The sequence below is a fragment of the Cupriavidus sp. GW823-FHT06D04 genome, from assembly GCF_058795055.1.
Map to the genome: position 1 here is coordinate 262908 of NZ_JBXAHL010000004.1, position 13995 is coordinate 276902.

The window sequence follows — 13995 nt, forward strand, 5'->3', positions numbered from 1 at the left end:
GAGACAACCATGACGATGTCACGTTCGCTAATGCGGCGCTGGGCGATGCCGGCGGCCGTGGTACTGGGGCTGCTGGGCGGTACAGCCACGGCGAGTGCGGAAACATACCCTAGCCGGCGCATCGAACTGATTGTGCCGTGGCAGGCAGGCGGCGGGGCGGACGTGGTGGCGCGCGCGCTGTCCGCCGCGGCCGCCAGGCACCTGCCGCAGCCGATCGTCGTCATCAACAAGCCGGGCGCCACCGGCGCGGTAGGCTTGGGCGAAGTGGTTCACGCGAAGCCGGATGGCTACAAGCTGGTGCTGTCGTCCAGCGAGCTGACCTTCCTGAACTACCTCGGGCTGGCCAAGTTCACTTACCAGGACCTGATCCCCGTCGCTCGCCTGAACGCGGACCCGGCCGCCGTGGCGGTACGGGCCGATGCGCCGTGGACCACGATCGAGCAGTTCGTCGCCGATGCGCGCAAGCCGGACGCCAATATCCGCGTGGGTAACGCAGGGCAGGGCTCCGCGTGGCATATGGCAGCCGCCGCGCTGGCGGACAAGACCGGCGCGAAATTCAACCACATTCCCTATGCCGGCGGCGCTCCCGCTACGCTCCCGCTACGCTCGCGCTGCTGGGCGGGCATATCGATGCGGTCACGGTCAGTACGGCGGAGGTCTTCACGCATGTGGCCGCGGGCAAGCTCAAGGTGTTGGCGGTGATGGCGGACAAGCGGGTCGGCGGCTTCGAGAACGTGCCAACGCTGAAGGAGCGCAATATCGACCTGTCGATGGGGATCTGGCGCGGCATCTCGGCGCCAAAGGGCACGCCGCCCGAGGTGATTGCGGTACTGAAGACGGCGATTGCGAAATCCGTGCAGGAGCCGGTGATGCGCCAGACGCTGGAGAAGCTGCACTTCAGCACCGACACCTATGCCGATGACGTGACGCTGCAGGCCGCCATGGTGAAGGAGTCGGCGCAGTTCAAGCAGCTCGCCAGCCGCATCAGCGTCAGGGAGTAGGCCCATGCGCGACACACCTGCGGAGAGCGCGGCGCCCGTCGAGCCTTTTATCGATGCACACCAGCATTTCTGGAACCTGGCGCGCAACCCTTACCCGTGGCTGCAGGACGAAACCGTGCCGAACTTCCGCTATGGCGATTACTCGGCGCTGCGCAGGAACTATCTTCCGGAGGATCTTGCCCGTGACACGGCTGGCTGCGCGCCGGTGAAGACGGTGCACGTGGAAGCCGAATGGGCGCGCGCCAATCCTGGCGACGAGACCGCGTGGCTGACGCAGCTCGCCGCGCAGACAGGCCGGCCAACGGTGATTGTCGGCCATGCCCAGCTTGACCGAGGCGATGTCGATGGAGTGCTGGCGGGGCATGCCGCCTACGCCATGATGCGCGGCATCCGCAACAAGCCCGTGACCGCGGCGCGGCGCGAGGACGCGCGGCGCGGCGTGCCGGGCTCGATGGACGATGAGCGCTGGCGGCGAGGCTATGCCTTGCTTGCTCGCCATGGCATGTCCTTCGACCTGCAGGCGCCGTGGTGGAACATGGATCAGGCGGCAGCACTGGCACGGGATTTCCCGGGCACGCAGCTGATCCTGAACCATACCGGGTTGCCGGCTGACCGCAGTGAAGCCGGCCTGGCCGGCTGGCGCGCCGCGATGGCCGAGCTGGCCAGGCAACCCAATGTTGCCGTGAAGATCTCTGGCCTGGGATTGCCGGGCAAGCCGTGGACGCAGGCCGACAACGTGCCCGTGATCCGCGATGCCATCGCCATCTTCGGCACGGAGCGCTGCATGTTCGCCAGCAACTATCCGGTGGACAGCCTCGTGGCGAGCTACGACACCATCGTCGCAGGCTTCCGCGCCGCCATCGCCGTCTATTCACCCGAACAGCAGCGCGCGCTGTGGCACGACAACGCCGCGCGCTTCTATCGCCTGTAGCAGTGCATCACAAGGATCCGCCACCCGCCCGGCTCGCGCTGCGGCGGGCCGGGCGGCTTCGTCCATAAACCTGAAAGGAACCCCTGATGAAGAACGGATTGCAACCGGGCGCGACCTGCGCGCGCACGCTGACAGTCGACCGCCAGCGCACCATAGATTTTCTCGGCGAAAGCCTGCGCATCTACGCCACGCCCGAGCTGGTACGCGACATTGAGCAGACTTGCCTCGACTTCGTGCAAGGCTTTCTCGATGACGGTGAAAGCTCGGTCGGCGCGGAGGTCTCGGTGCAACACACCGGTGCCACGCCGCTGGGCGGCGAGGTGCGCATCCATGCCGAGATCACGGCCGTCGACGGCCGCAGTGTCACATTTAGCGTGACCGCCGACGATGCGGTGGAGCGGGTTTGCAGCGGCACGCATCGCCGCTTCATTGTCGATGTCGAGCGTTTGCGCGCACGCGTGCAGAAGAAGACGGCGTCGATGCCGGCCGTGGCCTGAAGCCGCGCTGTTTGCCTGTCCGGTGCGGCGGGCACGGGCAGCTTGCGGGACGCGCCCCGCAAGCTGCGCTCAGACGGGGGCCGGCTGCTGCTGGTCCGCCGACACTTCCGCGCGGATCCAGTCAGTGAAGCTGCGGATGCGACGATCCTCCAGCCTCTCCTTCGGGAAGACCACGAAGTAAGAGAATTCGACCGGCAGCCGGATCGCTTCGAACAATCGCACCAGCCGGCCTTCGGCCAGGTCCTGCTCGATCCAGTTCTTCTTGACCAGCGCCACGCCCAGGCCATTAAGCGCGGCGTTGATGACCAGGTGGCTTGGCCAGAACGACGGCCCGCGGCTGGCATCGACATCGGTCACGCCGGCGTGCTCAAGCCACATTGCCCAGTCGGGGTTGCTCACGTCCGTATACGTGCTGTCGTCGTGCAGCAGCGTATGGTGCTTCAGGTCGGACGGCGTTTCGAGCGGCAGAGAACCTTGCAGCAGCGCCGGGCTGCACACGGGGATGACTTCGACCGCCATGCAAAGCTCGCAGTGCAGGCCGGGGTAATCGCCGCGGCCATAGCGGATCGCCATGTCGAAATCGTCGCGCTCGAAGTCGATGCGATGGTTCGAGGTGGACACCTTCAGGTCGATATCCGGGTGCGCCTTCATGAAGCGGTCCATGCGCGGGATCAGCCATTTGACCGCGAACGTGGGCGGCATGTTGACCTTCAGCGCGGGGCGGTCCTTGCTATGCAGGCGGTGCGTGGCATCGGCGAGCTGCTTGAAGGCCAGCTGCACGCTGGGCAGGTAGGCGGTGCCGGCGGGTGTCAGGACCAGCGCCTTGGCCTCGCGGATAAACAACTGCACGCCAAGGCTTTCTTCCAGTGCCTTGATCTGGTGGCTGACTGCCGACGGCGTGACGAATAATTCCTCCGCGGCCCGCGTGAAGCTCAGATGCCGGGCAGCCACTTCGAACGCCCTGAGCGGGTTGAGTGGGGGAATCTGTCTCGACATATCGGGGGTACGCAATCCTGTAGACGCCTTGCCGGCATGCGGGGTGCTGTGGCACCGGCAAGCCGCTGCACGATAGCATTCGTGCCGGGCCATGGGAATAGGGCCTGTCCCCATGTAGGTGAATTCACGGCCGCCCCGTTTGCGGCCCGCCGGGCAGCTCGATAAGCCTAGGCCAGCATGACAATGCGCATGTTTAGAGGGAGCGTCAGCCCGCCTCCTGCGGCGTGAGATCGGGTATCTCGCCGCTTGCCGGTACCAACGTCTTGCGAAAGATCTCCACCAGGGGCCTCAGGTTGATCTTGTGCCAGGCCGCCCATAAAGGCGTCCGATAGTTGAGCCACGACAAATCGTGCAGTACCACACCCGCCGGCGCTTGGTGGCGCAGGCTTTGCTGGATCGTGGTGACGCCGAGTCCCGCGGCGACCAGGCCAAGGGCCGCCAGCGGTTCCGTGGCCTCCATCGTTATCGTCGGCGTGAAGCCGGCCTTCGCACAAGCCGCGATGAACGTGTCATGCCGTAGCGCGCTTTCCCTGTGCATGACACCGATCCACTTCTGCGCAGCGAGATCTTCCGGGGTGATCCGTTGCGCCACTGCCAGCGGATGCCCCTCGGGCAGCGCCAGCAGCATCGGATCATTGAGCACCTGGGCAGCCTCGAGGTCTGTATCGTCAGGTGGCGGCGGCTCGCAGACGAGTGCGATGTCGAGGCTGCGCTGGCGCAGCCCCTCCAGTTGAACGTCCGACTGCTGGTTGTACAGCGCGATATGCACCGCAGGCCGGCTGTCGCGCAGTTCGCGCAAGGCATTCGGCAGCACGCCCGAATGCATCGCATATTCCAGGTAGCCGATGCACAGCCCGCCTTCGTCGCCGCGGCCAAGCCGTCGCGCCAGCGATTCGAGCCGGTTGGCATGCGTCAGGAATGCGCGGGTCTCGGCCAGGAACGTGCGGCCGTCGCGGGTCAGGCGGATTCGTTGCTGCGAGCGCTCGAACAGCGTCACCCCGAGTTTCTCTTCAAGCTGGGCGATCTGCCGGCTAAGTGGCGATTGGGAGATATGCAGCCGCTCGGCGGCACGTCCGACGTGCTCATCCTCGGCGACGGCCACGAAATAATGAAGTTGGCGGATATCTAACATTTAAGACCTTTTGGGACTCAAGTTCGGCAAATTCTGTCTTGGACAGACTTAATTGGCAACCCTAGACTGCCTTCACCCCAAACATATTTTGCAATTGGAGCAGTCATGGACATCAAGGACAAACTGGCCGGCAGCGTGCTCGGGTTTGGTACGGCGCCACTGGGCAACATGTTCCGCGACATCCTGGAAGCGGAAGCGCAGGCCACCGTGGACGCGGCCTGGGCGCAAGGCGTGCGCTACTACGACACGGCGCCGTTCTATGGCGCGGGCCTGGCCGAAATCCGGCTGGGTGAGGCGCTGTCCCGACACAAGCGCGACGAATTCGTGCTCAGCACCAAGGTCGGCCGCCTGATCCTGGACGAAGTCGAGGACGCCAGTGCGCGGGCCTTGGGCGAAAAAAGCGGACTGTTTGCGGCTGGCCGCCCGAACAAGCTCGTCGTCGACTACACGGCCGACGGCACGCTGCGCTCCATCGAGGACAGCCTCAAGCGGATGAAGACCGACCGCTTCGATTTTGTGTGGGTCCACGACATTGCCCAGGACTTCTATGGCGATGAATGGCTGTCGTACTTTGAGACCGCGCGCAAGGGTGCCTTCCGCGTGCTGACCCGCCTGCGCGAGGAGGGCGTGATCGAGGCCTGGGGCCTGGGCGTGAACCGCGTCGAGCCGATCGAACTGACGCTGGATCTCGCCGAAGCGCAGCCGGACGGATTCCTGCTCGCGGGCCGATATTCGCTGCTCGACCACGAGCGCGCGTTGCAGCGCCTGATGCCGAAGGCGGCGGAACGCAAGACCGGGATTGTCGTCGGTGGTCCGTACAGTTCCGGCATCCTGGCCGGAGGCGCGCACTTCGAATACCAGAAGGCGCCGCCCGAGATCATCGCCAGGGTAGAGCGCATCAAAGCGGTCGCGCAGCGCCACGGCGTCAGCATCAAGGCGGCGGCCCTGCAGTTCGTGCTGGCGAACCCGGTGGTGGCGGCCGTGATCCCGGGCGCGAGCCGGCCGGAGCGCATCGCCGAGGACGTGGCCGCGCTGAAGGAAGTCATTCCCGCCGATTTCTGGCGCGAACTGCGTGAGCAGCACCTGGTGGCCGCGAACGCGCCGCTGCCGGTCGATCGCGTCTGATACGGACCGGTGCCACTAGCTCTCGAACGGCTTCTGGCCGAGCACCTTGACCACATATTCGACGAAGCAGGTGATGCGGGACGCCAACGCGGTGTTGCGATAGTAGACCGCGTTGATCGACTGGCGCACATCGAGGGTCTGTTTCGCAAACAGTTGCACCAGTCGCCCGTCCTGCCGATCGTCGCGCGTCATGAAGTCCGACAGGCAGACAATGCCCTGGCCGTTCAGGGCCAGGCTCCTGAGGGTCTCGCCGCTGGACGAGGCGATGGTTGGCTTGATATGCATCACGCTGCCGTCGTCGTCGCGCAGCGGCCAGTCGTTCAGCGATTCCGGCTGGGTGAAGCCCAGCAGCGCATGCTGCGCGAGCTGCGCCGGTTTGGTGGGCGTGCCGTGGCGCTTCAGGTAGTCGGGACTGGCAAGGATGCGGATTCGGCTGGTGCCGATGGGGCGCGCGTGCAGCGTGGAGTCCTTTAGCTGGCCGATGCGGAACGCCACATCGGTCCGCTTTTCGATCAGGTCGATGATGCCTTCGTTCGAGTTGAGTTCCAGTTCCACTTCCGGGTAGCTGGCGCAAAAGCCCTCCAGTAGCGGCACGATCACATGCAGCATGAACGGCGTTGCCGCATCCACCCGCAAGCGCCCAACCGGCCGCATGCGACGCGCCGCGATCTGCTCTTCCGCCTCGTCGACCATCGCCACGATTGCGCGGGCGTGTTCCAGGAATGCCGCCCCTTCCTCGGTCAACTCCAGCCGCCGCGTGGTTCGCCGCAGAAGCGTGGTCTGCAGCTTCTCCTCCAGCCGGCCCAGGGTGCGGCTGGTGGCGGAGACCGTCAGCTTGAGCTGCTCGGCGGCCGCCGTGATCGAGCCGGTGTCCACCACGGCAGCAAAGGCCAGCAGTTCGTCTATGGTCGTCTTCATTGTTGATTTAAAATCAAATGAATTTCCCTTATACACGGCTTTATCCGCAAAGGTAAGGGCGGCAAACTGCGTGCATTCGAATTTCCTTCATAGGAGTTGCACCATGAGCATTCCTTCGTTTGGCGTTGGTACTTTCCGCCTGACCGGCCAGGCCGTGATCGATTCGGTGCGCAACGCGCTGGACCTGGGCTATCGCGCCGTCGATACGGCACAGATCTATGGCAACGAGGCCGACGTCGGCCAGGCGATCGCCGAGGCCGGTGTGAAGCGCGATGAACTGTTTGTGACCACCAAGATCTGGACGGCGAACTACGCCGCCGACAAGCTTGTGCCAAGCCTGCGCGAAAGCCTGGACAAGCTGCGCACCGACTACGTCGACCTGACCCTGATCCACTGGCCGGCGCCGGGCAATGGCGTGGAACTGCCCGAGTACATGGCGGCGCTGGCCGAAGCCAAGGCGCTGGGCCTGACGCGGCAGATCGGTGTTTCCAACTTCAATATCGCGCTGACGAAGCAGGCGATCGATGCGGTTGGCAAGGGCGAAATCGCCACCAACCAGATCGAACTGAGCCCCTATCTGCAGAACCACAAGCTCACCGCGTTCCTGCAGGAGCAGGGCATCGCCGTGACGTCGTACATGACGCTGGCCTATGGCAAGGTGCTGAAGGACCCGGTGCTGGCGCAGATCGCGAACAAGCACCACGCCACCGTCGCGCAGGTTGCGCTGGCATGGGCGCAGCAACTCGGCTATGCGGTGATTCCGTCGTCGACCCAGCGCGAGAACCTGGCCAGCAACCTGCTGGCGCGCGACCTGAAGCTCGACGCCGACGACATGGCGCAGATCGCCGCGCTGGAGCGCAACGGCCGCGAGGTCAGCCCCGAGGGCCTGGCCCCGGCCTGGGACTGAGGAGGCCATGATGCCCGATACACGCAATCCGCTGTTCCAGCCGCATTCGCTGGGTGCCCTCACGCTGCCCAACCGCATCGTGATGCCGCCGATGACGCGCTCGCGCGCAGGCCAGCCTGACGACGTGCCGAACGAACTGATGGCCGAGTACTACGCGCAACGCGCCAGTGCCGGCCTGATCGTCAGCGAGGGCACCTGGATTTCGCCGCTCGGCAAGGGCTATGCGTGGACGCCCGGCATCCACACGCCGGCGCAGGTCGCCGGTTGGCGCAAGGTCACCACTGCCGTGCATGAAGCGGGCGGGCGCATCTTCGCGCAGCTCTGGCACGTGGGCCGCCTGAGCCATATCAGTCTGCTCGATGGCCACGCGCCGGTGTCGTCGTCCGCCATCCAGGCGCACGGTGTGAACGTGTTCGTTGCCGAACAGGATGGCAAGCCGGGCTTCGTGCAGGCATCCCAGCCGCGCGCGCTCAAGGTGGAAGAGATCCACGCCATCGTCGACGAATTCCGCCAGGCCGCGCGCAACGCGATGGCGGCTGGCTTCGACGGTGTGGAACTGCACGCGGCCAACGGTTATCTGGTCAACCAGTTCATCGACTCGGAAGCCAACAACCGTACCGACGTATATGGCGGCCCGCTCGAAAACCGCCTGCGTTTCCTGGGCGAGGTGACGCAGGCGCTGATCGAGGGCACGGGGAGCAAGGACCGGGTTGGTATCCGCCTGGCGCCGCTGACCACGCTCAATGGCTGCGTCGACGCCGATCCGGAAACCACCTATGCTGCCGCAGCAAAGCTGCTCGGCGAGCTGGGCGTGGGCTACATCCATATCGCCGAGGCCGACTGGGACGATGCACCGCATATGCCCGCCGCATTCAAGCAGCGGCTGCGCGAGGTGTATCGGGGCACGCTGATCTACGCCGGCAAGTACACCGCGGAACGTGCGCAAGCCGCGCTGAACGAGGGATGGGCCGATCTGATTGCCTTCGGCCGGCCGTTCGTTGCCAACCCCGACCTGCCGGAGCGCCTGCGCGCTGGCGCGACGCTCAACCCCCACGACCGCGACACGCTGTTTGGTGGTGGCGCACGCGGGCTGACCGACTATCCCGCACTGGCCGCCAAGGCGGCCTGAGTGGAAATCAGGAGATTCAGAATGAAAACACTGGCGAAAATCTCCCTGGCGGCGACCCTGCCGTTCGCCATGCAGGTCAACATCAATCCGGTAGCCATCCGATGAACACGAATTCCACTCCCCAGAAGCCGCTCTTCGCCGGGCGCAGCTTCCGCGTCGACTATGACGGCCTGTCGGCGCACAACATCTACTCCGAGGATGGCGAGTCGATCCACTACGCGATCGTCGCCGGCCCCTACGCCGGAGCGACTGGCGAGGCCCGTTGCGCGTGGCAGGAAATCTCGGAGGGCGTGTATGCGATCTCGTGGCAGGAAGCTGATGGCGCGACCGTGGTGCATGTCGACGACTTCGTGCGCGGCCGCTCCATGGCATTCTTCACCGCCGCGGACAAGGCGTTCTACCGGATGCAGGGCCCGTTGACGGCGCTGGCCGACCCGTCGGCTACCCAGCGCTGAGTATCCTGATAGATCCACGCCTGGTGCCGCATGTCATCAGAGCGTGACGGAGCGACAGCGGGACGTTGCCGGTCATGCGGCGGCGGTACCGTTGCCGCAGCAGTCGCAGTCATGGTCATCAACGGCATGCTGCCACGACGTCGCGCATGTCCGCGCTGTCCAGCCCCTCGGTAAACGCGCTGCGGATCTGGTCAAGCAGTTGCCTGGCCGGCTCGGGCCTGCCCTGGTGCAGCCAGAGCCGCACAAGGCTTAGTGAGGCCCGCAACTCCAGCGACCTGGCATGCTGCCTGCGGGCTACCGCGATCGCCTGGTGAAAACACGCTTGCGCGTCATCTTCAGGCAGAAGGCCATCGGAACGGCAGCCATGAAGGATCATCTCGCCCTTGATCCGATGCCACTCAGCTTCGCAATAGTGCTCCCCGGTCCTTTGCACCGCGTCTTCCGCTTCGGCTAGCGCGTCCAGAGCTGAATCGACCTGTCCCATGCGTGCGTAGATTTGCGCCAGCAGTTCCTGGAAGTGCGAATGTCCCAGCGCCGCACCGGTGGCGTGGTACGCCGCCAGCCCCTGGTGCATCTGCGCGATGCCTTCCTCATGCTGCCCTTGCTCGGCCAGCGCCCAACCGCGCAGGACGGTCGACCAGGCAAGCCACACGGGGAAGCCCTGCTCGCTTGAGAGCGCGATGGCCGCGTCGGCGCACTCCAGCGTGAGCCTTGGGTCGCAGCGGAACTGGTGCAGCTCGGCCGCCAGGCAGAGGGAATGCGCGAGACTGAAGGGATGGGACAGCTGCCGGGCCAGCGTGAGCGAATTCTGTGCTCGCTTGCAGGCCTGGTCCGGATAGCCGAGATTCCACAGGACCAATGCCGAAAAGGATAGCGCCCGTGACTCCGGATCGACGCCATGCATATTCACGTGGACATGATCCGGTTCGGCGCCGTAGAGGGCGAGCGCATCTCGCAGGTGGCCATCGGAGGTCCTGAATCTTCCACAGTAATACAAGGTCGTGGCGAGCGAAACATGGGCCTCGCCCAAGAGCTCCGGGTCCTGCGTCTTCCTGGCCTGCGCAAGCAGTTGCTTGCCCAGCTTGTAAGCCTTGCGATGCTCGGCGCGCAGGGAGAAATACGTGCGCAAACCGACTAGCGTGGGAAAGAGCTGTGGGGTCTCCCCGACCTCGCCGCACAGCGCCAGGGCACGGCTGTAAGTGGCTTCGACCTCGGACGAGGCAAAGCCCCTGGCGGCGATCAGCGCCGGCCCGATGGCAAGGCGCAGCGTGAGTTCCTGGCGTGCGCGTTCGGGCGAATCGGGCTGGCGCTGGAGCAATTCCAGCGCGGCATTCAGGTGGCGGATCGCTTCGTGGTACGCGGAGCGCTGTACCGACTGCTGGCCGGTACACTGCAGGTACTCGACGGCCTTCGGTTCGTTGCCGCTCAGGCTGTAGTGCCGAGCCAGCTCGCTGTAGTGATCCTTCAGCTGATGCCGGAACAGGGCTTCGATCGCCTGCGCCGTGCGTTGGTGCAGCGCGGTGCGCTCTTCGGTCAGCAGCGAGCTGCCGGCGACTTCCTGGGTCAGCGCATGCTTGAACATGTACTCCGTATCCGGGAATGCAGGCCGCTCGTAGATGAATTCGCCGGCCTCCAGCCTGGCCAGCAGCGGCTGCAATTGTTCCTCCGGCTGGGAGACCACGCGCTGGATCAGGCTCAGGGAAAACTCCTTGCCGATCACGGCAAGGCTCTGCAGCAAGTCCTTCTCGGGGCGGGGCAGCCGGTCGATGCGGGCAGCCAGCACGCCCTGGACCGTGGTGGGAATATGCAGCGCGATAGGGGTCTGCTCGATGCGGTAGTGGCCAGGTTCGCCGAGCAGGGCCTTCTCCTCGGACAAGGTCTGCACCACTTCCTCCATGAAGAAGGGATTGCCCTCGGTCTTGTCCAGGATGAGCCGCTTGAGCGGCATCAGCGCGGGATCGTCGCCAAGCAGCGCGGCGAGCAGTTCCTGGGCCTCGGCCTGGCCCAACGAATCGAGCCGGAGCTCGGTATAGGCGTCCTGCTGGTGCCGGCCATGCCGGTACTCGGGCCGATAGTTGAGCAGCAGCAGGATCCTGGCACCTGGCAGGTGGCTGGCGAGGACATCCAGGAACGCCTCGGTCTCGCTGTCCAGCCATTGCAGGTCCTCGAAGATCAACTCGAGCGGCTGGTTGTGGCTCTCGCGGACCAGCAGGCGCGTGATCGCGTCGAACGTGCGCTGGCGCCGGATGCGGGGATCCATGTTCGGTAATGCCGAACCCGGCTCGCTGATGCCGAGCAGGAAGAGCAGGTAAGGCAGCAGCTCTTCCAGTGTGCGGTCCAGCATCAGCATCCTGCCAGCGACCTTCTCGCGGCACCTGCGCTCATCATCGAGCGGCTCGATCTGAAAATAATTCTTCACCAGGTCGATCAGTGGCAGGTACGCGAACGACTTGCCGTGCGACACCGAGAAGGTCTCCAGCACCATGCAGCCTCGCTGCGACAGCACCTTGAACTCGTGGAACAGCCGTGACTTGCCGACCCCGGCCTCGCCGACCACGCCCACGATCTGCCCGTGTCCCGCCTTGGCCTGCTCCAGCGCGTCACGCAATTGCGCCAGCTCGCCCTCGCGGCCTACAAACCGCGCCAGGCCGCGGTGTTGCGCCACCTGCAGACGTGTGCGCAACACGCCCAGGCGCAGCACCTCATACACGGCAAGCGGTTCCCGAACGCCCTTCACCTGGGTCGCGCCCAGGGCCTTGAAGTCGAAATACCCCTCGGTCAGCTTGCAGGTCGCCTCGCTGACCAGAATGGAAGACGGCGTGGCGATGCTTTCCATCCGCGAGGCGATGTTGATCGTGTGTCCTACCGGATCGTAGTCGGTATGCAGGTCGTCCCGGCGGATGGACCGCACCACCACCTCACCGGTGTGGATGCCCACCCGGATCTGGAGCGGTATGCCTTGCTCCAGGCGGATGCGGTCGCTGTGGCGGCGCATCGCTTCCTGCATCCGCAGCGCCGCATACAGCGCGCGCTGCGGGTGATCTTCATGCGCGATGGGCGCACCGAACAGGGCCAGTATGCCGTCGCCCAGCGACTTGGCGACATAGCCTTCGTAGTGGTGCACGGCCTCCATCATCAGGGCGATCACGGGATCGATCAGTCGGCGTGCTTCTTCCGGGTCCAAGTCGTGGATCAGCGCCGTGGAGCCCGCCATGTCGGCGAACAGCGCCGTGATGGTCTTGCGCTCGCCGGCGGTCGCGCCCCTGGCTTCCATCGCCGCCTGCTGCGCCAGGATTCGTTCGACCAGGTGGCGTGGGGTGTAGTCGATGGGAGCGGGCGCCGTCGTCGGCTGATTTCCATCAGAAGGGCCGACAGTCGGTAAGATCAGCGATGCGCCGCATGCGGTACAAAACCTGTCGGCCGAACCCGAGTCGTGGCCACAGTGCGGGCAGCGTCGGCCCAGTCGCGATCCGCAATCCTTGCAGAACCTAGCGTCAGGAGGGTTCTCGGAACCGCAGTTTGTGCAGTGCATATAGACCTCGTCACTTCAGGTCCCTGTCTCTGGATGATTAGACGCTTTCTCCACTTTGGGATCAATGGGCGGCACATCAGATCGCCGACGTCGCGCAGCCACTCGGTCCGAAAATACGGATCGATCCAGCGACGCGATCCGCGCCATCGAAAAACGGCGCCGCTGCAGCCACAGCGCCGTCTGCTCCTGATTGCAGAGGCTGGTGTGTTGTCGAGAGCGCTCGGCAGGCGTGAATCCTGAGCCTGGTCATCAGGCTCAGGAATAGCGTCGGATGGACTTTGCTACTTACTCGGCCACGACATGCGCAACCTTGATGGTCTGCGCATAGCGAGCCGCCTCGTCGGCAATGACCTTCGCGTAGTCCGCACTGGATCCTCCCACGGGTTCGATACCGGCAACGTGGAACTGCGAGACCACCTCGGGCATTTTGACTGCCTCGGAAACCGCGTCGGCCATTTTCTTGACCACGGCGTCCGAGGTTCCCTTTGCGGCAAGCAACCCGACCGTCACAGCGAAGTCGTATCCTGGCACCACCTCGGAGATTGCCGGAATCTTAGGCGCAAGAGCGGAGCGCTGCAGGGAGTTGGTGCCGAGAATCTTGACCTGGCCCGATTTGACGAAGCCTGACAGCGACGGCAAGGCAGCAAACACCACCTGGACCTGGTCCCCGATCAAAGCCGGAACGGACTGGCCGGAGCCACGAAACGGTACGTGCTTGATATCCAGCTTGAGCGCGGTTTTCAGTGCTTCCATCGACAGGTGATGGGTGCTGCCGATGCCGGAAGATCCATAGTTGAGCGTGCCAGATTTGGATTTTGCCAGCGCGACGAAATCGTTGAGTGAGTTGGCTGGAACGCGTGCATTGACGGCGAGGAAGAGCGGGGACCTGGCGGCAAGCGAGACGGGTACGAAGTCGCGCTTGGGTTCATACGACAGGTTTTTGTAAATCGCCGGATTGATGGACATCATCGAGCCGTCGGTCACCAGGAACGTGTAGCCGTCGGCAGGGCTCGTCATGAGCGCCTGGGCGGCGACCACGCCATTGGCGCCGGGCCGGTTGTCAACGACCACCGGCTTGCCCAGGCGCTGGGTGAGTTGCTGGGACAAAACGCGCGCAACGGTGTCAGGCAAGCCTCCGGGCGCGTAGGGAACGATAAAGCGGATGGGCTTGGTGGGCCAGGCATCGGTGCTGGCCATGGCCAATGCGGGAACGAATGCTGCGGTGAGGCCGAGGCCCAGGCTGAGGCAAAGCCTGCGTCGTGCTAGGCGGATTTGGGGGCGGTTCATGTGTTGTCTCCACTTTACGATCGTAGTGCATGCGGCGACCCTTGGCGATGCCGTTCTGACGACGGCATTCGTGGGCTCGCTGCGC

At 64.7% G+C, this 13995-nt stretch carries 11 protein-coding genes and 1 pseudogene; 7 read left to right on the plus strand and 5 right to left on the minus strand.

The window, feature by feature from the left end; all coding sequences use genetic code 11:
- Positions 1 to 15 precede the first annotated feature (15 nt).
- From AC1Q7H_RS09175 to AC1Q7H_RS09185, 3 genes and pseudogenes are all read left to right on the plus strand, one after another.
- Positions 16 to 1001: pseudogene (locus AC1Q7H_RS09175) on the plus strand (Bug family tripartite tricarboxylate transporter substrate binding protein).
- 4 nt (positions 1002 to 1005) lie between these two features.
- The gene (locus AC1Q7H_RS09180; protein ID WP_013953763.1) at positions 1006 to 1932 is read left to right on the plus strand and encodes an amidohydrolase family protein; all 927 of its coding nucleotides are present in this window, start codon (positions 1006 to 1008) and stop codon (positions 1930 to 1932) included.
- 86 nt (positions 1933 to 2018) lie between these two features.
- A complete protein-coding gene (locus AC1Q7H_RS09185) occupies positions 2019 to 2429 on the plus strand; it encodes a thioesterase family protein (RefSeq protein ID WP_013953762.1) in 411 nt (136 codons plus the stop codon).
- Positions 2430 to 2498: 69 nt separating this feature from the next.
- Here the strand turns inward: AC1Q7H_RS09185 and AC1Q7H_RS09190 are convergent, their stop codons facing one another.
- Both AC1Q7H_RS09190 and AC1Q7H_RS09195 read right to left on the minus strand, forming a co-directional pair.
- On the minus strand, positions 2499 to 3425 hold the full coding sequence (locus tag AC1Q7H_RS09190) for a transcriptional regulator GcvA (RefSeq protein ID WP_041228714.1): 927 nt from the start codon (positions 3423 to 3425) through the stop codon (positions 2499 to 2501).
- 205 nt (positions 3426 to 3630) lie between these two features.
- Positions 3631 to 4557 carry a LysR family transcriptional regulator gene (locus AC1Q7H_RS09195; RefSeq protein WP_153953310.1) on the minus strand — a complete coding sequence of 309 codons (927 nt, stop codon included), beginning with the start codon at positions 4555 to 4557 and terminating at the stop codon, positions 3631 to 3633.
- Positions 4558 to 4662: 105 nt separating this feature from the next.
- Here AC1Q7H_RS09195 and AC1Q7H_RS09200 point away from each other — a divergent pair, with 105 nt between their 5' ends.
- Positions 4663 to 5682: an aldo/keto reductase gene (locus AC1Q7H_RS09200; protein WP_153953311.1), complete on the plus strand. Its 1020-nt coding sequence runs from the start codon at positions 4663 to 4665 to the stop codon at positions 5680 to 5682.
- A 15-nt stretch (positions 5683 to 5697) separates the two neighbouring features.
- On the opposite strand, the gene AC1Q7H_RS09205 is transcribed toward AC1Q7H_RS09200, so the two are convergent.
- On the minus strand, positions 5698 to 6600 hold the full coding sequence (locus tag AC1Q7H_RS09205; protein WP_013953758.1) for a LysR family transcriptional regulator: 903 nt from the start codon (positions 6598 to 6600) through the stop codon (positions 5698 to 5700).
- A 103-nt stretch (positions 6601 to 6703) separates the two neighbouring features.
- Between AC1Q7H_RS09205 and dkgB the strand changes: the two genes are divergently transcribed.
- From dkgB to AC1Q7H_RS09220, 3 genes are all read left to right on the plus strand, one after another.
- Complete coding sequence (dkgB, locus tag AC1Q7H_RS09210) at positions 6704 to 7507, plus strand: 2,5-didehydrogluconate reductase DkgB (protein WP_013953757.1); 804 nt, start codon at positions 6704 to 6706, stop codon at positions 7505 to 7507.
- Between the two features lie 7 nt (positions 7508 to 7514).
- Positions 7515 to 8636 (plus strand): alkene reductase, encoded by a 1122-nt coding sequence (locus tag AC1Q7H_RS09215; RefSeq protein WP_148271680.1) that lies wholly within the window; start codon positions 7515 to 7517, stop codon positions 8634 to 8636.
- A gap of 101 nt (positions 8637 to 8737) precedes the next feature.
- A complete protein-coding gene (locus tag AC1Q7H_RS09220; RefSeq protein WP_013953755.1) occupies positions 8738 to 9091 on the plus strand; it encodes a MoaF-related domain-containing protein in 354 nt (117 codons plus the stop codon).
- Positions 9092 to 9209: 118 nt separating this feature from the next.
- Here the strand turns inward: AC1Q7H_RS09220 and AC1Q7H_RS09225 are convergent, their stop codons facing one another.
- Positions 9210 to 12623, minus strand: coding sequence for an adenylate/guanylate cyclase domain-containing protein (locus AC1Q7H_RS09225; RefSeq protein ID WP_492381135.1), 3414 nt, complete (start codon positions 12621 to 12623; stop codon positions 9210 to 9212).
- Positions 12624 to 12908: 285 nt separating this feature from the next.
- The gene (locus AC1Q7H_RS09230; RefSeq protein ID WP_013953753.1) at positions 12909 to 13910 is read right to left on the minus strand and encodes a Bug family tripartite tricarboxylate transporter substrate binding protein; all 1002 of its coding nucleotides are present in this window, start codon (positions 13908 to 13910) and stop codon (positions 12909 to 12911) included.
- Between the last annotated feature and the right edge of the window lie 85 nt (positions 13911 to 13995).